Genomic DNA, 17,828 nt, shown 5'->3' with positions numbered 1-17,828 from the left:
ACCCCATGTCGATCCACCTGTCCCGCCGCACGCTGCTCGGCGGCGGCGCCGCCCTGGCCACCGCCCTGCTCACCGGCTGCGGCGGCGACTCCACCGGCGGCCCCGGTGCCGGTGACACCCCGAGGCGGGGCGGCCGGTTGCGGGTCGCGTTCGCCGGTGGCGGTGCCACCGAGACGCTCGACCCGCACCTGGCGAACCTGTTCAACGAGGCGTCGCGGGCCAAGGCCGTCTTCGACAAGCTGGCCGACTACGGCCCCGACGTGTCGATCCAGCCCCGACTGGCGCTGAGCTGGGAACCGAACGCGGACCTGACCCGCTGGCGGGTGGCGCTGCGCGAGGCCACCTTCCACGACGGTCGGCCGGTCCGCGCCGCCGACGTGCTCGCCAGCTACGCCCGCATCGTCGACCCGGACCGGGCGTTCCGGGCCCGCGCCAGCCTCTCCCTGATCGACCTGCGGGCCAGCCGGGCGGTGGACGACCGCACCGTCGAGTTCGCCCTGCACCGGCCGTTCGCCGAGTTCGGCAACGTCCTCGCCGCGTTCGGCGCGTACATCGTGCCGGAGGGTGCCGAGTCGTTCGACCGGCCGATCGGTTCCGGCCCGTTCACCGTCAGCAGCTTCACCCCCGGCCGCTCGCTGCTGCTGGCCCGCTACCCGGACTACTGGGAGGGTGCCGCGCACCTCGACGAGCTGGAGTACGTGATCGCCAACGAGGAGTCGGCCCGGATCAACGCCCTTCTCGGCGGGCAGGTCGACTACGCGCACGACGTCAGCCCGACCACCGCGCGGACGCACACCGGCAACGACCGCGTCGCGATCACCCGGATGCCGAACAGCAACCTGCTCGGCTTCACGATGAAGGTGGACCGTCCCCCGTTCGACAACCGGGACCTGCGCGAGGCGATGTTCCTGCTGACCGACCGGGAGCAGCTCGTCGAGACGGTGCTCTCCGGCACCGGGCAGGTCGGCAACGACCTCTTCGGCAAGGGCTTCCAGTACTACGCCGACGACATCCCGCAGCGCACCCGCGACCTCGACCGGGCCCGCGCACTGGTGGACCGGGCCGGTGCGCGCGGGCTGCGCATCCCGTTGGACACCGCGCCGGTCGCCGCCGGTTTCGTCGAGGCCGCCAGCGTCTTCGCCGACCAGGCCCGTCAGGTCGGGCTCACCGTCGAGCCGGTGCAGCGCAACAAGGACACCTACTGGCGGGACGTGCTCGACGGCGGGGTGATGGCCACCTTCCGCAGCGGTGCCATGCCGATCGAGACGCACATCTCGCAGCGGCTGCTGACCACCTCCACCACGAACGCCACCCGCTGGATGCGGCCCGAGTTCGACGCGCTCTACGGCACCGCCGTCTCCTCCACCGACGAGGCGGGTCGCCGTCGCGCGTACGGGGACATGCAGCGGATGCTGCACGCCGAGGGCGGGCTGCTGGTGTGGGGGTTCGCCGACTTCCTGGTGGCCACCGCCCCGACAGTGCGCGGGGTCTCCGCCGAGGCGCCCGCGAACACCCTGGACTGGGCCCGCTTCGACAAGGTGTGGCTGGCTTGAGTCTGACCCGCTACACCGTGCAGCGGCTGCTGCTCGGCGTCGGGCAGGTCGCCGGCATCACCACCGTCGTGTTCGTCCTCACCGAGGCGCTGCCCGGGGACGCGGCGGTGGTGATCGCCGGTGACCATCCCGACCCGGAGCGGATCGCGCTGATCCGCGCGCAGCTCGACCTCGACCGACCGGCCTGGTGGCGCTTCCTGGACTGGGTGGTCGGGCTGCTGCACGGCGACCTCGGTGCCTCGCTGATCTCGCAACGGCCGGTGCTGGACCTGATCGTCGGCGGGGCCGCCGCGACCCTGCTGCTCGCGGTCGCCACGCTGGTGCTGCTGGTGCCGCTCGCCGTCGGGCTCGGCATGCTCGCCGCCCGACGCGAGGGGGGCCGGCTCGACCGGACACTCACCACCCTCGCGGTCGGACTGTACGCGGTACCCGAGTTCGCCCTGGCCATCCTGCTGGTGGCGGTCTTCGGCGTCCGGCTGGGCTGGTTCCCGCCCACCGCCGTCGGCGCCGACCTGCTCGCCCAGCCGGGGGTGCTGGTGCTGCCGCTGCTGGTGCTGCTGGCCCGGCCAATCTGCTCGATCAGCCGGCTGACCCGCGCCGGCATGGTGGACGCCCTGCGTGCGGAGTACGTCCACCACGCCCGACGCCTCGGTCTCTCCACCCGGCGGCGCTGGCTGGCGCACGCGCTGCCGACCGCCGCCGCGCCGGTCGTGCAGCAGGTCGCCCGCACCACCGACTGGCTACTCGGTGGCGTCATCGTGGTCGAGGCGGTCTTCGTCATCCCCGGGCTGGGCACCGCCCTGGTCGACGCGGTCGCCGCCCGGGACGTACCCACCATCCAGGGGCTCTGCGTGGTCGTGGCGGTCACCACCGTGCTGGTCAACCTGGTCGCGGACCTGGTGGCGTTCCGACTCGCCCCGCGTACGGTCGGTGTCCGGTGACGGCCCGACGGCGGAGACCCCGGGCGGTCGTCGGGATCGTGCTGCTGGCCGTGCCGCTGCTGCTCGCGGTCGCCGGACCGGTGCTGGTCACCGAGTCCGAGGCGCGGACCCGACCGTTCGACGGCGCGGGCCTGCTCGGCACCGACTTCGTCGGCCGGGACGTGGTCGGGCAGGTGCTGCTCGGCGGGTGGTCCGTCGTCGCGGTCGCGGTCGCCGCCACCGCCCTGGCCTATCTGCTGGGCGTACCCCTCGGCCTGATCGCCGCCCTCACCCGGCACCGCCCGCTCGACGAGGCGCTGATGCGCCCGCTGGACCTGCTGCTCGCCGTCCCGTCGTTGCTGCTGCTCATCCTGCTGGCCGCCACCGCGCCACGCGGGCCGCTGACGCTGGTGGTCATCGTCGCGGTCGTGACCCTGCCCGAGGTCGCACGGATCACCCGCGCCGCCGCGTTGCCGCTGGCCCACGGCACCGTGATGGAGGCGATGCGGCTCTACCGGGAGACCTGGTGGCGGCGGGCGGTCGGCTACGTCGCGCGGGGCATCCGCCGGGTCCTGCTCGCCGACGCCGGGGTGCGGTTCATCGGCGCGGTCTATCTCGTCGCCACGGCCAGCTTCCTCGGCATCGGGGTCGCCCCGGACGCCGCCGACTGGGCGGTCATGGTCGACCGCAACCGGGGCGGGATCTTCCTGCAACCGTGGGCGGTCGTCGTACCCGCCGCGCTGCTCGTCGCGCTCGCCGTCGGCGTCAACCTGGTCACCGACGCGCTGTTGACCGGCCGGGAGCCGACGGTGGAGCCGGACGCCGCGCGTGTCCGGGAGGAGGTCCGATGATCCGGGTCGACGGGCTGGGTGCCGTCGCCGACGGACACCGGCTGCTGCGGGACGTGTCGTTCGCGGTGCCGGCCGGTGGGGTGCTCGCCGTCGTCGGTCCGTCCGGCAGCGGCAAGTCCACCCTCGGGCGGGCGCTGCTCGGCGAGGTCGGTCCCGGCGTACGCCTCACCGGCCGGGTCGAGATCGACGGTCGCGTGGTCGGTCCCGGAACCCCGGCGCCCGGTGGGCTCGTCGGGTACGTCCCGCAGCAGCCCTCGGCCGCGCTCACCCCGGTACGCCGCGTCGGCCCCGTGCTGCACGAGATCGCCCGCCGACACCGTCCGGTCCCCGGCCGCCGGGCCCGCCGCGTCGCCGTCCGGGAGGCGGTCCGGGCGGTGTTGACCCGGGTGGGGCTGCCCGCCGACACCGACACGCTGCGGCGCTACCCGCACCAGCTCTCCGGCGGGCAGCAGCAACGACTGGTGATCGCGCACGCCCTGCTCGCCGGGGCCCGCGTCCTGGTCGCCGACGAGCCGACCACCGGGCAGGACGGCCTGCACCGCCGCGACGTGGCCGCCGAGCTGCGCCGCCTGGCCGCCACCGGGGTCACCGTCGTCCTGCTCAGCCACGACCTGCACCTGGTCCGGGCGATCGCCGACACCGCGATCGTCCTGGACCGGGGCGTGGTGGCCGCCGCCGGTCCGGCGCACACGGTCGTCGGGGAGCCCACCCGGTCCGCTCCGGCGGCCCGTCCCGACGCCGGGTCCCCGCCGGTGGAGGCGCTGCTGCGGGCCGAGGCACTGACCGCCGCGCACCGGGGCACCACCGTCCTGCACGGTGTCGACGTGACGCTGGGCGACGCGCAGTGCCTCGCGCTGATCGGTCGCTCCGGCAGCGGGAAGACCACCCTCGCCCGCTGTCTGGCCGGGCTGCACCGGCCGGACACCGGCACCGTCACCCTCGACGGCCGTCGCCTGCACGCCTCCCTCGACCGGCGGGACCCGGCCGACCTCGCCGCCGTGCAGTACGTCTTCCAGGACCCCCGGGCGAGCTTCCACCCGTACGCGCCGGTGCTGGCGCAGGTGACGCGGCCCGCCGTACGGCTGCGGCGACAGGGACCCGCCGACGTGCTGGCGGCGGCGCGTGCCCTGCTCGATCAGGTCGGCCTCGACCGGGACCTGGTCACCCGTCGGCCGGAGCGGCTCTCCGGGGGCGAACTGCAACGTGCCGCCCTGGTGCGGGCCCTGCTGACCCGGCCACGCCTGCTGGTCTGCGACGAGATCACCTCCGGGCTGGACGGCGTCAACCGGGACCGGATCCTCACCCTGCTGGACGAGCTGCGGCAGGCGCACCGCCTGGCGTTGCTGGTCATCACGCACGACCCGGAGGTCGTCCGACTCGCCGACCGGGTGGTCGTGCTCGACCACGGTCGCGTCGTCGAGCACGGTCGGGCCGCCGACCTGCCCGCCGGTGCCCGGTCCCCGCTGACCCGCGCGCTGCTGGATCCGGCGATCGCGCTACCCGCAACCACACCCGACACCGAGGAGATGAGCAGGACATGACCGACGAGACGACCGGACCGTACGACCTGCGCACCGCCGGGCCGCAACACCTCGACGGCGCCCGCAGCGTCATGCTGGACACCTTCTACCAGGTCTTCGGGTACGGCTACCAGCCTCGTTGGCACGCCGACGTCGTCGACCTGGCCGGCACCTACCTGCGCCCGGCGCGGCACGCCCTGTTCGTCGCCACCAAGGGTGACGAGGTGGTCGCCACCACCGCCGTCCGTGCCGCCGCGCCGAACAGCCCGCCGCATCCGCGCTGGCTGGCGGAGCGCTACCCGGCAGCGAGCACGGCCCAACTCTTCCGGGTGTACGTCCGTCCGGAGCACCGGCGCAACGGGCTCGCCCGCGCCCTCGTGCGGCGAGCCGTCGCGTTCGCCGCCGATCAACCCGACTACCGGGTGGTCTACCTGCACACCGACACCCGGGTGCCCGGCGCGGAGGCGTTCTGGCGCGGGGTGGCCGACCTGGTGCACGACCCGCGCGACGGTGATCCACACGCCGCCCCCACCGTCCACTTCGAGATCCCGCTCCCCGGCCGCAGACCGGTGCACGGGGACCGGATCGCCGCCGATTCGGCACGGTCGGGGGCTTCCCCAAGGGCCACCTCCGTTCGATAGCATCGAACACGGGGGTCGGACGGGTTCCGGCCAGCGCGACAGGAGGTCCCCATGCGGTCCACGGGCAGTCATCCGGTCCCGGAGCAGGCCCGCCCCGACGGCGGGAGCAACGGCCACACCCCGGCCGACCTGGTCGGAGCCCGGATCCGCCAGTACCGCAAGGAGCGCGGGCTGACCCTGCGCGGCCTCGCATCCCGCTCCGGGCTGTCGATCGGCTTCCTTTCCCAGGTCGAGCGCGGCATCTCGTCGATCGGGCTGACCGCGCTCGGCAGCGTGGCCAAGGCGCTGGACCGGACGGTGGGCGACTTCTTCGACGCCAGCACCGCGCCGGTCGGGGGCACCGTCACCACGCTGCCCCACCATTTCTCGCTGACCAGGGCGGAGACCACCGCCACGCAGTACGTCTCCGGTCAGCAGACCTATCGGATGCTCTCCGAACGCGGGCCGGACCTGCTGCTCGAACCGATGCTGGTGCACATCGCCCCCGGCGGTCGGCGCGAGAACGCGTACGGGCACGCGGGCGAGGAGTTCGCCTACGTCATCTCCGGCGAGCTGCTCTACGAGGTCAACGGCGTCGAGCACCGGCTGCACCCAGGAGACAGCGTGCACCTGCGCTCCACGGTGCCGCACACGATGTACAACGACACCGACGCGGTGACCACCGTGGTCTCGGTCGTCACACCCCGACTGTTCTGACGACAGCCTCGGCTTGTTCACTGTGATGAAACAAGCCGGCAACTCCGGGCGGGCTCACCGCCCGAGGCAGCGCCCCACCTCATCCATGGTGGCCTGCCAGATCGGCGAGCCGGGACCGATCACGTCGAAGTGGTCGCCGGGCAGTTCGAGATGGGTCAGCTCGTCACCGGCCGCGCGAGCCGCCACCGCGTACCGGCGGTTGATGTCGACCAGGTCCGGGCTGTCGCCGGCCCCCTGCACCAGCAGCGTGGACACCCCGATCGGCAGTCGCGCCATCGGGTCGCCGGCCGCGTACCGCTGCGGGACGGTCGTCGGGGTGCCGCCGAGGGCGGCGCTGACCGCGCCGTCACCGAGCTGCCGGCCGTCGGCCTCGGCCAGGTCCAGCACACCGGCCAGCGACACCGCCAGAGTGACCCGTGGCCCCTGGGCGAGGTCAACCGCCAGGTCCGCCGCCGCCCGCAGGGCCAGTTGCCCACCGGCCGAGTGCCCGAACACGACGATCCGGTCCAGGTCCAGCACACCGGCGTCGGCCACGTCGGGCAGCACCGCCAGCGACGCCGCCACGTCGGCGGTGGTGGCGTCCCAGCCGTGCCGGTCCGGCCGCCGGTACTCCACGTTCCACGCCGCGTAGCCGCGTGCGGCCAGGTCCACGGCGAGCGCGTCCATCAGGTCGGCTCCCCAGTACGACCGCCAGAAGCCGCCGTGCAGCAGCACCGCGACCGGCACCGGACGTGCCGTGTCCGCCGTGGGCAGTCGCAGCTCACCCCACTGGTCGGCGTGCGCGCCGTAGGCGACGCGTACCGCCGGGGACCGGTGCTGGTGCACCGCGTGGCGGATCGCCCAGGCCAGACCCCACACGCCCCGGCCGGAGAGGTGGCGGGCACCGGCGACGGCCGTGGCCACGGTGAGGTCGTACCAGACGACGTGCGGTGCGGCCCCGCTCATCAGGGCCCGCGCGGACGCCGTCGGACCGGGCAGCACCACCACCGGCGCGGCGGTCGCCGCCAGCGCCGATTCCAGCGCGGCGGCCGAGTCGACGGCCACCAGACGACCGGTGCCGCCGAGGTCGGCGGCGGTGGCCGTGGTGAGCGACTCCAGCAGGGCGAGGTCGGCGACGAGGTCCGGGCCGACCAGCACGGTGACGTCCATGGGGCTCTCCTTCAGCGACGCAGCAGGGGCAGGACGGCGGTGCCGAGCAGGTCGACGCCCCGGTCGTCGGTCAGCCCGTGCGGGGTGCCGAACTCCACCCGCCGGACCCCGGCGTCGATGAGCTGCTGGGCCTGGGCGGCGACCTGCTCGGGGGTGCCGGAGAAGGCGAAACGGTCGAGCACCTCGTCCGGGATCAGCCGACCGGCGGCGTCGTGCTCTCCCGCGTCGACCAGTTCCCCGACGCGCGCCACCAGGCCGTCCGGCAGGGTGACCGTCGGGTCCAGGTCGGCGACCACCGCGAGGTACATGGCGACCTCGGTCCGGGCCTTGGCGCGCGCCGCCTCGCCGTCGGTGTCGACCACCGTCACGGCACCGAGGACGATGCCGACCTCGTCCACGTCGCGTCCGGCGGCGAGAGCACCGACCCGGAGCCGGTCCCGGACGACCGGCACCATGTCGGGGTTCGCGCTGCCGCCCACCTTGATCTCGTCGGCGATCCGGCCGGCCAGGGCCGCGCCCTTCGGTCCCCACGCCCCGATCAGCAACGGCGGATCGGGGCGCTGCACGGCGTAGCGCAGCGCGGTCTCCGGGGCCAGCGTGAAGACCTGCCCCCGGTACCCGTCCCGGTCGCCGCGCAGCAGGCGGTAGACGACCGCCGCCGCCTCCTCGATGGTGGCCAGCGGCTTCGGTTGGGGCAGTCCGACCGCGCCGAGCCAGGTGCCGCGCGCCAACCCCAGGTAGGCCCGTCCGGCCGAGGCCAGGTCGAGCGCGGCGAGCTGACCGGCGATCTCGTACGGCGCCAGGCTGTACGGGTTGAGGCAGGCCGGGCCGAGGCGTACCCGGCTGGTGGCCTGGGCCATCTCCAGCAGCGGGAAGATCGGCGGCTGGTACATCAGGTCGCCGAAGACGGTCAGCACGTCGAATCCGTGCGACTCGGCGGCACGGGCCAGCCGGGCGTACGCGCCGGCCGGCTTGTCGCTCTGCAGACCGAGTCCGATCTCGACCGTCATCAGGTGAGGTCCGCCGAGTTCATCCGGCGTCGGCAGGTGCGTTCCACCTTCATGATCAGCCGCTCCTCCGGGTCCGGGCAGGCGAAGAGCGAGTCCTGGTCGAGCCAGTCCCCGGCGGCCAGGTCCCGCTGCTTGGCGGCGAGGAAGGGCAGCACGGCGGCGAGGGCGTAGACGCAGAAGTGCTTGCCGTCGGGCAGCTTCAGGTGGGCGCTGTTGACCAGGTCGAAGGAGTCGCCGACGGCCATGCCGCAGACCGAGCGCCCCTCGATGCGGTCCACGGTCACCTTCAGGTCGTAGATCTCCATGTCGCCGTCCGGGCTGTCGGTCATCCTCGCTCCTCCTCGTCGAGTCGTACGATGATCTTGCCGGTGGTCCGTCGGGCGGCCAGGTCGTCCAGGGCCACCGGGGTCTGCGCCAGCGACACCACCCGGCTGACCGGGGGCCGGACCGCGCCGGAGTCACAGAGGTCGAACAGCGCCCGGTAGGCGGCGGCGACCGCCTCGGGACGACGCCACGGGTACTGCGAGCCCCAGGAGAGCCCGATCAGGTCGGCGTTCGCCGCGATCAGCCGGGCCGGGTCGACCGGCGGTGGTGGGCCACCGGCGGCGCCGACGCTGACCAGGCGACCCTCGAACGCGAGGCAGTCCAGCGACCGGGCGAGCAGGTCACCGCCGACCGGGTCGACGACCACGTCCACACCCTGCCCGTCGGTGGCCGCCCGGACCGCCGCCACGAAGTCCTCGCCGGTGTAGTCGATCGCCACGGAGGCCCCCTGGGCCCGGCAGACCTCGGTCTTCGCCGGACCACCGGCGGTCGCCACGACCCGCGCGCCCCGCGCGACGGCGAGTTGGGTGACCGCGATGCCGACCCCACCGGCACCGGCGTGCACCAGCACCGTCTGCCCGGCGGTGACCCCGGCGCGTTCCAGGGCGAACCAGGCGGTCTGGTAGGTGACCGGCAGGGCCGCCGCCACCGTCGGGTCCACGGAGGAGGGACGGGGCACGACCACGGTCGCGTCCACCGTCACGGTGTCGCCGAGGGCGCCGCGCGGCAGCGCCGGGCAGGCGATGACCTCCTGGTCCAGCAGGTGCTCGGCACCGGCACCGGCCGCCACCACGCGACCGGCCGCCTCGACGCCCGGGGTCATCGGGGGCTCCGGCCGCACCGGGTACTCGCCCCGGCAGAGCGAGACGTCGAGATAGTTCAGCCCCACGGTGCGGACCGCGAGCTGGACCTCACCGGGGCCGGGCGCGGGGTCGTCGGGCCGCTCGGCGACCGACAGCACCCGGCCGGGTTCACCGGTGTCGTAGGCGACCAGCCGCCGGATCATCGCGCCGCCACCGGCTCGCTGAGCGACTCGGCGTGGTGGTGCACGATCTGCCACCGGCCGTCGACGCGGCGCAGCACGTCGGTGACGCGGGCGGACGACGGCGGCTGCTCGGCGTCGGCCCGCGCGATCAGCAGGTAGCGGGCCAGGCCCACGTCGCCCCACACGTCGATGCGCTTGTCCTGCGCCGCGAGCACCGCCAACTGCGGGCGCTGACCGGCGGCATCGCGCTGGTCGCGGTAGGCGTCCAGCTCCGCCCGGGTCCGCAACGGCCCGGGCAGGTGGGTCTCCCAGGTGGTCACGTCGGCGTGCAGGTGCCCGTCGAAGCGGTCGCGGTCCCCGGCGAGGAAGGCCGCGTACAGGTCGTCGATGAGCGCGGCGATGTGTGCCGCGTCGGTTGCCACGATCGTCATGTCGTCTCCGTCCGGTCGTCCCGGGCGATCCGCCCGCCCTTCATCACCCAGCGCACACCCCGGAACGCCGAGGTGGCGGCGAGCGGGTCCTCGTCCATCGCGATCAGGTCGGCCAGCTTGCCGACCTCGACCGTGCCCCGGTCCTCCTCGACGCCCAGCCAACGCACCGGGCCCCGGGTGCCGGCGTGCAACGCCCGCGCCGGGCCGATCCGCTCGGCCATGTACTCCAGCTCCCGGACCGTGGCGTTGGTGCCCTCGAAGTGCCAGAACGGCGGCATGTCGCTGCCGAGCAGCACCTCCACCCCGGCCTCGACGGCCATCGCGAAGCTCTCCAGGTGCCGAGGCCCGGCCCCCAGCGAGCGGCACTGCATCCACTCCGGTACGCCGAGCTCGTCGAAGAACTCCTTGCAGCGGGTCACCAGCAGCGTCGGCACCAGGGCGGTGCCCTGCTCCGCCATCCGCGCCACCACCTGCGGGGTGAGCTGGTAGCCGTGCTCCACACAGTCCAGTCCCAGCTCCACCGCCGCGCCGATCACCTCGGCGGGCCCGGCATGCGCGGTCACCTTACGACCCCAGGCGTGGGCCGTCTCCAGCACCGCGGCCAGCTCGTCGGCGAACAACTGCGGGGTGTTGATGCGCTCGTGCTCCCCGGCGATGCCGCCGGAGATCATCACCTTGATCAGGTCCGCGCCGGCCTTGATCTGGCTCCGCACGCCCCGACGGAAGCCGACCGGTCCGTCGCACTCCAGGGTGTCGCTGCTCTCGTGGCCGTGCCCGCCGGTGCAGACCAGCGCCCGCCCGGCGGTGTGGATACGGGGGCCCTGGGCCCGGCCGGCGGCGATGGCGCGGCGCAACGCGAAGTCGGCGTGGTCCTTCTCGGCGACGCAGCGCACCGTGGTCACGCCGCAGTGCAGCGTGCGCCGGGCCCCGTCGGCCATGTAGTACGCCAGGTCGTGCGGCCCCATCGTCTTCACGTCGTCGCCGCCGGCACCGGGCAGCGACAGCGAGAAGTGGGTGTGCATGTTGGCCAGACCGGGCGTCAGGTACGCCCCGTCCAGGTCCACCTCGCGGACCGCACCGGCGGCCCGGGCCTCCTTCGCCACCTCGGCGTACGGGCCGACGGCCGCGATCCGGTCGCCGCGTACCCAGACGGCGGCGTCCGGGATCGGGTCCACGCCGTCCACCACGCGCGCGTCCAGCACGGTGCAGTGGGCCAGCAGCAGGTTCGGCTCGACGGCGCTCATGCGATCACTCCATAGGTCTCACGGGCGGCGTCGGCGGAGACGTATCCCTCCGCCACGTCACGGCGTACCGCCTCCGGATCCCGCAACCCCGGATCACCATGACCACCACCACCAGCGGTCAACAACGACACCCGATCACCCGCCACCACCGCAGTCCGACGCGTACTCACCCGCGCCTCACGATCCGTCCCCGGAAACACCACCACCTGATTCGGCTCCGGCGACAACCCACCCGCCAACGCCCACGGCGCACTCCGCGTCTTCTTGATCACCGAAAGAAACTCCCCCGACGACACGAAACGAATATCCCGCCGCAACCCACACCCACCCCGGAACCGCCCCGCACCACCCGAATCCGTCCGAATCTCCACCCGCTCGAAGAACATCCCGGTACCGACCCGACCGCGCGGTCGCGGGGCATCTCCGCCTTCGTGGTCGAGAAGTCCGATCCGGGGGTCAGTTTCGGTGCTCCGGAGAAGAAGTTGGGCATCAAGGGCTCGCCGACCCGCGAGGTCTACCTGGACAACGTCCGGATCCCGGCCGACCGGATCATCGGCGCCGAGGGCACCGGGTTCGGCACCGCGATGAAGACCCTGGACCACACCCGGGTCACCATCGCCGCGCAGGCGCTCGGCATCGCGCAGGGTGCGCTGGACTACGCCAAGGGGTACGTGGCCGAGCGTAAGCAGTTCGGCAAGGCGATCGCCGAGTTCCAGGGTGTGCAGTTCATGCTCGCCGACATGGGCATGAAGCTGGAGGCGGCGCGGCAGCTCACGTACGCGGCGGCCGGCAAGTCGGAGCGGGGTGACGCCGACCTGACGTACTTCGGTGCGGCGGCGAAGTGCTTCGCCTCGGACGCCGCGATGGAGATCACCACCGACGCGGTGCAGTTGCTCGGCGGCTACGGCTACACCCGGGACTACCCGGTCGAGCGGATGATGCGGGACGCCAAGATCACGCAGATCTACGAGGGCACCAACCAGGTGCAGCGCATCGTGATGGCCCGCCAGCTGCTCAACGGCTGAATCGTGACGGCCCGGTAGCCGCTCGACGGCTCCGGGCCGGGTCGGGTCAGACCAGCCCGTCGAGCACCATGGCGCTGAACTGGCGTGCCACGTCGTCGACGCTGAGCTTGCCGCCGACGTTGAGCCACTGGTAGGCCCAGGCGCACATGCCGACGAGCCCGAAGGTGACGATCCGGGAGTCGACGTCGGCCCGGAAGACGCCGCGCGCCACGCCGTCCTGGATCATGCCGGCGAAGGCCGCCTCCAGCCGGTCGCGCTTGCGGGTCACCTCGGCGAACAGGTCACCGGTGAGGTAGCGCCGCTCCTGGTAGAAGATGGTGACGTGGGAGCGGTACTCGGCCACGCTGGTCAGGCTGAGCCGGATCAGCTCCGCGACCCGCACCTTCGGGTCGTCGCTGCCGCTCTCGATCCGCTCGATCGCGGCGAGCTGCGCCTCCAGGTACTCCTCCTGGATGTGCCGCAGCAGGTCGTCCTTGCTCTCGAAGTGGTGGTAGAAGGCGCCCTTCGTGAGCCGCGCCTGGTCGGCGATCTCCTGCACCGACGTGCGGTCGAAGCCCCGACGCTCGAAGAGTTCGAGGGCGCTCGTGATCAGGGATCGACGGGTGTTCTCCGGGTCGTAGCCGTCGGGCCAACGCTGCCGGCGGCGTGTGGTTGCCGGGCGGCTGGACGTCGCACGAGCCATCTGTGGCCTCCGCCTTTCATACCCCGTCAATGTCCCGTCATCCTACCGCCCGGTCGGAAGGTTGTGGGGACCGCGCGCCCGGCGATTCACGCGGGTGACTCCGTGCCCGCTACCAGAAGGGTCGCAACGGCGGTACGTCGTCACCGGCGATGTTCCGGATCACCCGGGCGAGCTCCTGGCGCAGCGCGGTCAGCCCCTCGTCGTCCAGGCTGACGGCCAACCGGGACTCGATCTCGGCCAGGGTGCGGCCCGCCGTCCGCATGTGCTCGCGGCCCTTGTCGGTGAGGACGACGAGCTTGCGACGACCCCCGAGCGGGTACGGGCGGCGCTCGACGTAACCGGCCCCTTCGAGGTAGTCGACGATCTGCCCGGCCGCCTGCTTGGTCACGCCGAGTTGACCGGCCAGCTCGGTGCTGGTGGCACCCGGACCCTGCAGGAGCTGGAAGACGAATCCGTGGATGGGACGCAGGTCGTCGTAGCCGATCGCGTCGAGTTTGGTGACGAACTCGGTGAGGACGAGTTGGAACGCCATGCCCAACAGGAAGGTCAGCGGAGTTCGCTCGAGTGGGTCCGGTTCAGTCATGCAAAACAGCTTGACACAGCCTGCAAGCAGGACTTTACTGACGATACGCAAGTAAAGCTAATTTACTCGGAGGTCGCCGATGAATGTCGTCAGTGAGACGGAAGCCCGCACCACCACCACTCCCGCCGGCCGGATGTTCGGTCTCGCCGGCCCGAGCCAGGGCAGCGCGGAGGTGAGCACCTGGCGCGTGGAGCTCGGCGAGGACGCCGCCACCCCGGTGCACGGCATCGACGCCGAGCAGGTGTGGATGCCGATCTCCGGCGCCTTCGAGGTCACCGTGGGCGACGAGACCAAGCTGGTCAAGGCCGGCCAGGCGCTCGTCCTTCCGGGCGGCGTCACGCGTCAGCTCAAGGCCGTCGGCGGCCCGGCCCAGGCCCTCGTCGCCATGAAGGTGGGCGGCAAGGCCATGCTCCCGAACAGCGACAACAAGGTGCCGCTGCCCTGGGCGGAGTGACCCGCCCCCGGGTGTCGACTCCGCCGAGGTACGGAGGCACCACCAGTCCCGGGCGGGCTGGTGGCGCTTCCTCTCCCCCCATCACCTGGGTTCGATCGCATTACCACCCCTCCGGTTGAGCCTTCGACGCCCGGGTTTGGCGTGGTGATGCCAGTCTGCAAAGGACGGCAATGCAACCCCAAGCTCCCGCGTTACCCCCGCTGACCCCGGCCCGGCGCCGGGCGATCTCGACGCTGATGGCGGTCATCGTACTGATCGTCGTCATGGACATCACCATCATCAACGTCGCGCTGAACCCGATCCAGCTCAGCCTCGGCGCCAGCAACGCCGAACTCCAGTGGTCGCTGGACACCTACCTGATCACGTTCGCCGCCTTCATCTTCACCGGCGGGGTCTGCGCGGACCGGTTCGGTCGCAAGAAGGTCCTCGTCGCCGGGCTGCTGATCTTCGGTATCGCCTCGACACTGGCCGCGTACGCCGCCGACGTCGAGTCACTCATCCTCTGGCGGGCCGTGATGGGCGTCGGCGCGGCCGTCATCCCCACCGTCACGCTGGCCGTCATCATGGCCACCTTCCCCCCGCCTGAGCGCCCGAAGGCCATCGCCACCTGGGCCGCCGCCGCCGGGGTGGCCTTCGCCGTCGGCCCGATCCTGGGCGGCCTGCTGCTGGAGAGCTTCTGGTGGGGCTCGATCTTCCTCATCAACGCCCCGTTGGTGCTGATCAGCGTCGTGCTGATCGCCCTCTGGGTGCCGGAGAGCCGCAGCCCGATGAAGTCGCGTTTCGACCCGCTCGGCGTCCTGCTGTCGATCGTGGCGATCGGCCTGCTGGTCTACGGCATCGTGGTCGGCGGCGAGGACAACGCGTGGCTCTCGCTGCCGGTGCTGGGATCGATCGTCGCCGGGCTGGTGCTGATCGCCGTCCTGGTCCTCGTGGAGAGCCGGATGGCGAGCCCGTCGCTCGACGTGACGCTGCTGCGCAGCAGCCGCTTCTCCGCCGGCACGGCCGCCATCGCCCTGTGCTTCTTCGCCCTGATCGGCGCGATCTTCGTGATCCAGTTCTACTACCAGGCGGTGCGCGGCTACTCCCCCATGCAGGCCGGCCTGCTGATGCTGCCGATGGGCGTGGGCACCGTGCTCACCTCCGCGCGGTCGCCCAAGCTGGCGGCCCGGTTCGGGCCACGCACTGTGGTGGCGGCCGGTGCCGTGGTCATGGCGCTCTCCTTCGTGCTGACCACCCTGATGGACCGGCAGACCGGGGTGTGGCTGCTCATCGTCGCGCAACTGCTGTTCGGCATCGGCTGGGGCTGCATCATGGCGCCCGCCACCGGCTCCCTGATGTCCGTGGTGCCGCTGCCGAAGGCCGGTGCCGGGCAGGCGGTCACGCAGACCGCCCGCCAGGTGGCCGGTGCGCTCGGCGTCGCCGTGATCGGCAGCGTGCTGGGCAGCGTCTACCGCAGCTCCCTCGGCGACGCGGTCGACGTGCTCCCCGCCGGGCTGCGCGACGAGGCCGGTGACTCGATCGGCGGCACCCTGCGGGCGATCGCGTCCGCCGGCCTGACCGACGGACGGGCCACCCTGGTCGACGCCGGTATGGAGGCGTACCTCACCGGTATGCGCGCCGCCATGATCGTGGCCATCGTCGTCGTGCTCGGCGCGGCGGTGATCTCGCTGCGGTGGCTGCCGAAGCAGCTGCCCCCGCCGCCCATGCCGCCCGCGCCCCCGGCGCCACCGGCCACCTCGACGGAGCAGCCGCAGAGCGTGGCGGCCAAGCCGGTGGGCTGACCACTCCCCGCGCGCACCCGGGTCCACGGCCGTGAACGGCCGTGGACCCGCTGCGTCGGGCCCGACGACGGGTCACCTCGGGGACACAGACGACGAAAGCGCCGGGTCACGTCCTTGGTGTGGACGCGACCCGGCGCGTACTCCTGGCACCGGACCGTCGGGGATGGGGACGGTCGGCGGCCCGTCGGCGGATGACCGGCGCGACCGTCGGTGCTCATGTCCCCCGGTCCGTCGACTGACCGGGGAAACAGTGGGCCGGGCTCAGCCCCCCGCGGGCTGCCCGGGCACGGGGACGTGGAAGCCACGGCGGTACCACAACAGCGGCCGCGCCTCGCCCGAGACGTGGACCTCGGTCAGGTGGCCCACCAACAGGTCGTGGTCGCCGACGGTGAGGCGGTCGGCAAGCGTGCAGCGGAACACCGCGTGGGCGTCGCCCAGGTACGGCACCGTGCTGCCGGCCAGGTCCCGGCAGTCCGATCCGGCGAAACGGTCGGCACCCCGGGCCGCGAACCGGCGGGCGGTCCCCTGCTGCTCCTCGCCGAGCAGGTTCACCGCGAACTCGCCGGCGTCCACCATGGCCGTGAAGCAGCTCGACTCGTGCCCGATGCCGACGACGAGCAGGGGCGGTGCCAGCGAGGCGGAGACCACCGAACTGGCGGTGAAACCCCAGCGTCGCCCCTCGCGGTCTCGGGTGGTGACCACGGTCAGCGGTGCCGCGAGAAGCGACATCGCGTCGCGGAACGCCACGCTGTCCAGGACTGGTCGTACCGCACCGACGGGTGTTCCCACGGCCGTTCCTCCCTCGTGCCTGACCGTGCCCGGATGCCCGGAGCACGGCGCGGACGGTCAACGGGGCGACGACGCCCGGCGGGCGGCCTCCCGGGCCTGTGCCGAGAAGTCACCGCGGTTCTCCGACACCCATCGCTGCGAGGCCCGGCGGCTCTCCAGCGCGCCGGTGAAGTGCGGCGCCACGTACCGGGCCAGCAGCTCGTAGCTGTGCTTGGTCTGTTCCCGGGTGGCCCAGTCCTGGGTGTTGACAAGCAGGGTGCCGAAACCGCCGCTGTCGGCCTGCATGCGGGCGATCGCCTCGACGGCGTCCTCCACCGATCCGATGATGGCGGTGCGGGTCTCCATCGCCACCTCGGGTTCGCGTCCCTCCGGCAGCTTCGCCTCGGCGCCGACGGTGTCCTGGACGTACTCCCGGAACCAGTGGCCCATCCCGGCGCGGACCTGGTCCATCGCCTCCTGCCGGGTGTCGGCGATGTGCACGCAGATGGCGACGCGCCACGAGGCCCGGTCCATCGTCCTGCCGTGCGCGGCGGCCTCGTCCTCGGCCGCCGCCCACAACTGCGCCAACGGCGGCTCCACCATGCCGGGACGGCCGGCGAAGGTCAGCGCGGACAGCCCGTAGCGTCCGGCCAGGCGCATGCCGCGCTCCGAACCGGCGCTGGCCACGGCCACGTCCAGGGACGGCCGGGTGTACGGCTTCAGGTGCAGCCGGGCGTCGCGCAGCTCGAACCAGTCGGTCTTGCGGGTCAGCGGGGTGGGGTCGGTCAGCAGGTGGACGACGGCGTCGAGCGACTCGGCCATCATCCGCCGCTGGTCGGAGGCGGCGATGCCCATCATGTGCGCGTCGGCCGGCGAGACGCCCGCGCCGACGCCGAACATGGCCCGGCCCCGGCTCTGGTGGTCGAGCTGCACCACGCGGTTCGCGGCGGTGAGCGGGTGATGGTACGGCAGGCTGATCACGCCGGTACCCAGTCTGATCCGCCGGGTCCGCTCGGCGGCGGCGGCCAGGAACACCTCCGGGGAACTGATCGTCGACCAGCCGCCGGAATGGTGCTCGCCGACCCACGCCTCGTCGATGCCGAGGGTGTCCAGCCATTCGATGAGGTCCAGGTCGCGCCAGATCGCGGTGGTCGGATCCTCGCCGAGGGAGTGGAACGGCGGGATGAACGCGCCGAACGTGAGGGACATCG

General features: G+C 72.8%; 19 protein-coding genes and 1 pseudogene. 9 read left to right on the top strand and 11 right to left on the bottom strand.

Annotated elements, in window-relative coordinates:
• Positions 1 to 5: 5 nt before the first annotated feature.
• From HUT12_RS14610 to HUT12_RS14585, 6 genes are read left to right on the top strand one after another with little or no spacing between them, the layout of a single operon-like run.
• Positions 6 to 1,553: an ABC transporter substrate-binding protein gene (locus HUT12_RS14610; protein WP_176093726.1), complete on the top strand. Its 1,548-nt coding sequence runs from the start codon at positions 6 to 8 to the stop codon at positions 1,551 to 1,553.
• On the top strand, positions 1,550 to 2,494 hold the full coding sequence (locus HUT12_RS14605) for an ABC transporter permease (RefSeq protein ID WP_176093725.1): 945 nt from the start codon (positions 1,550 to 1,552) through the stop codon (positions 2,492 to 2,494). Before HUT12_RS14610 ends, HUT12_RS14605 begins: the two co-directional genes overlap by 4 nt.
• Positions 2,491 to 3,324, top strand: a complete 834-nt coding sequence (locus tag HUT12_RS14600) for an ABC transporter permease subunit (RefSeq protein WP_176093724.1) — start codon at positions 2,491 to 2,493, stop codon at positions 3,322 to 3,324. Before HUT12_RS14605 ends, HUT12_RS14600 begins: the two co-directional genes overlap by 4 nt.
• On the top strand, positions 3,321 to 4,865 hold the full coding sequence (locus tag HUT12_RS14595) for an ABC transporter ATP-binding protein (RefSeq protein WP_176093723.1): 1,545 nt from the start codon (positions 3,321 to 3,323) through the stop codon (positions 4,863 to 4,865). The genes HUT12_RS14600 and HUT12_RS14595 overlap by 4 nt, the downstream gene beginning before the upstream one ends.
• Complete coding sequence (locus tag HUT12_RS14590) at positions 4,862 to 5,485, top strand: GNAT family N-acetyltransferase (protein WP_217705999.1); 624 nt, start codon at positions 4,862 to 4,864, stop codon at positions 5,483 to 5,485. Before HUT12_RS14595 ends, HUT12_RS14590 begins: the two co-directional genes overlap by 4 nt.
• Positions 5,486 to 5,536: 51 nt before the next feature.
• Positions 5,537 to 6,181 (top strand): helix-turn-helix domain-containing protein, encoded by a 645-nt coding sequence (locus HUT12_RS14585; RefSeq protein WP_176093722.1) that lies wholly within the window; start codon positions 5,537 to 5,539, stop codon positions 6,179 to 6,181.
• 54 nt (positions 6,182 to 6,235) lie between these two features.
• Here the strand turns inward: HUT12_RS14585 and HUT12_RS14580 are convergent, their stop codons facing one another.
• The 7 genes from HUT12_RS14580 to HUT12_RS14550 are packed head-to-tail and all read right to left on the bottom strand — an operon-like array spanning position 6,236 to position 11,710.
• Positions 6,236 to 7,330 carry an alpha/beta hydrolase gene (locus tag HUT12_RS14580; RefSeq protein WP_176093721.1) on the bottom strand — a complete coding sequence of 365 codons (1,095 nt, stop codon included), beginning with the start codon at positions 7,328 to 7,330 and terminating at the stop codon, positions 6,236 to 6,238.
• Positions 7,331 to 7,341: 11 nt separating this feature from the next.
• A complete protein-coding gene (locus HUT12_RS14575) occupies positions 7,342 to 8,340 on the bottom strand; it encodes an LLM class flavin-dependent oxidoreductase (RefSeq protein WP_176093720.1) in 999 nt (332 codons plus the stop codon).
• Positions 8,340 to 8,669 carry a TIGR04076 family protein gene (locus HUT12_RS14570; protein ID WP_176093719.1) on the bottom strand — a complete coding sequence of 110 codons (330 nt, stop codon included), beginning with the start codon at positions 8,667 to 8,669 and terminating at the stop codon, positions 8,340 to 8,342. The genes HUT12_RS14575 and HUT12_RS14570 overlap by 1 nt, the downstream gene beginning before the upstream one ends.
• On the bottom strand, positions 8,666 to 9,670 hold the full coding sequence (locus HUT12_RS14565) for a zinc-binding dehydrogenase (RefSeq protein ID WP_176093718.1): 1,005 nt from the start codon (positions 9,668 to 9,670) through the stop codon (positions 8,666 to 8,668). The genes HUT12_RS14570 and HUT12_RS14565 overlap by 4 nt, the downstream gene beginning before the upstream one ends.
• Positions 9,667 to 10,080 carry a nuclear transport factor 2 family protein gene (locus HUT12_RS14560; RefSeq protein ID WP_176093717.1) on the bottom strand — a complete coding sequence of 138 codons (414 nt, stop codon included), beginning with the start codon at positions 10,078 to 10,080 and terminating at the stop codon, positions 9,667 to 9,669. Before HUT12_RS14560 ends, HUT12_RS14565 begins: the two co-directional genes overlap by 4 nt.
• A complete protein-coding gene (locus HUT12_RS14555) occupies positions 10,077 to 11,324 on the bottom strand; it encodes an amidohydrolase family protein (protein ID WP_176093716.1) in 1,248 nt (415 codons plus the stop codon). The genes HUT12_RS14560 and HUT12_RS14555 overlap by 4 nt, the downstream gene beginning before the upstream one ends.
• Complete coding sequence (locus tag HUT12_RS14550) at positions 11,321 to 11,710, bottom strand: hydantoinase B/oxoprolinase family protein (RefSeq protein WP_254877054.1); 390 nt, start codon at positions 11,708 to 11,710, stop codon at positions 11,321 to 11,323. Before HUT12_RS14550 ends, HUT12_RS14555 begins: the two co-directional genes overlap by 4 nt.
• 6 nt (positions 11,711 to 11,716) lie before the next feature.
• Between HUT12_RS14550 and HUT12_RS14545 the strand changes: the two are divergent.
• Positions 11,717 to 12,349: pseudogene (locus HUT12_RS14545) on the top strand (acyl-CoA dehydrogenase family protein); the annotation flags it as partial.
• 46 nt (positions 12,350 to 12,395) lie between these two features.
• Here the strand turns inward: HUT12_RS14545 and HUT12_RS14540 are convergent.
• Both HUT12_RS14540 and HUT12_RS14535 read right to left on the bottom strand, forming a co-directional pair.
• Positions 12,396 to 13,031, bottom strand: a complete 636-nt coding sequence (locus HUT12_RS14540; RefSeq protein ID WP_131052241.1) for a TetR/AcrR family transcriptional regulator — start codon at positions 13,029 to 13,031, stop codon at positions 12,396 to 12,398.
• Positions 13,032 to 13,140: 109 nt separating this feature from the next.
• Complete coding sequence (locus HUT12_RS14535) at positions 13,141 to 13,614, bottom strand: MarR family winged helix-turn-helix transcriptional regulator (RefSeq protein ID WP_176093715.1); 474 nt, start codon at positions 13,612 to 13,614, stop codon at positions 13,141 to 13,143.
• Between the two features lie 79 nt (positions 13,615 to 13,693).
• On the opposite strand from HUT12_RS14535, the gene HUT12_RS14530 reads away from it, so the two are divergent.
• Both HUT12_RS14530 and HUT12_RS14525 read left to right on the top strand, forming a co-directional pair.
• A complete protein-coding gene (locus tag HUT12_RS14530) occupies positions 13,694 to 14,068 on the top strand; it encodes a cupin domain-containing protein (protein ID WP_131052239.1) in 375 nt (124 codons plus the stop codon).
• A gap of 236 nt (positions 14,069 to 14,304) precedes the next feature.
• Entirely contained in the window at positions 14,305 to 15,849 is a 1,545-nt protein-coding gene (locus HUT12_RS14525) for an MFS transporter (protein WP_161594921.1), read from the top strand.
• Positions 15,850 to 16,110: 261 nt separating this feature from the next.
• Here HUT12_RS14525 and HUT12_RS14520 read toward each other — a convergent pair whose 3' ends face one another.
• Both HUT12_RS14520 and HUT12_RS14515 read right to left on the bottom strand, forming a co-directional pair.
• Positions 16,111 to 16,638 carry a flavin reductase family protein gene (locus tag HUT12_RS14520; protein WP_236145639.1) on the bottom strand — a complete coding sequence of 176 codons (528 nt, stop codon included), beginning with the start codon at positions 16,636 to 16,638 and terminating at the stop codon, positions 16,111 to 16,113.
• 57 nt (positions 16,639 to 16,695) lie between these two features.
• The gene (locus tag HUT12_RS14515; protein ID WP_131052237.1) at positions 16,696 to 17,826 is read right to left on the bottom strand and encodes an LLM class flavin-dependent oxidoreductase; all 1,131 of its coding nucleotides are present in this window, start codon (positions 17,824 to 17,826) and stop codon (positions 16,696 to 16,698) included.
• Between the last annotated feature and the right edge of the window lie 2 nt (positions 17,827 to 17,828).

The sequence above is a fragment of the Verrucosispora sp. NA02020 genome, assembly GCF_013364215.1.
Taxonomy (GTDB): domain Bacteria; phylum Actinomycetota; class Actinomycetes; order Mycobacteriales; family Micromonosporaceae; genus Micromonospora.
Note: the sequence above shows the minus strand (reverse complement) of the source record. Positions and strands in the feature narration are given on the sequence as shown.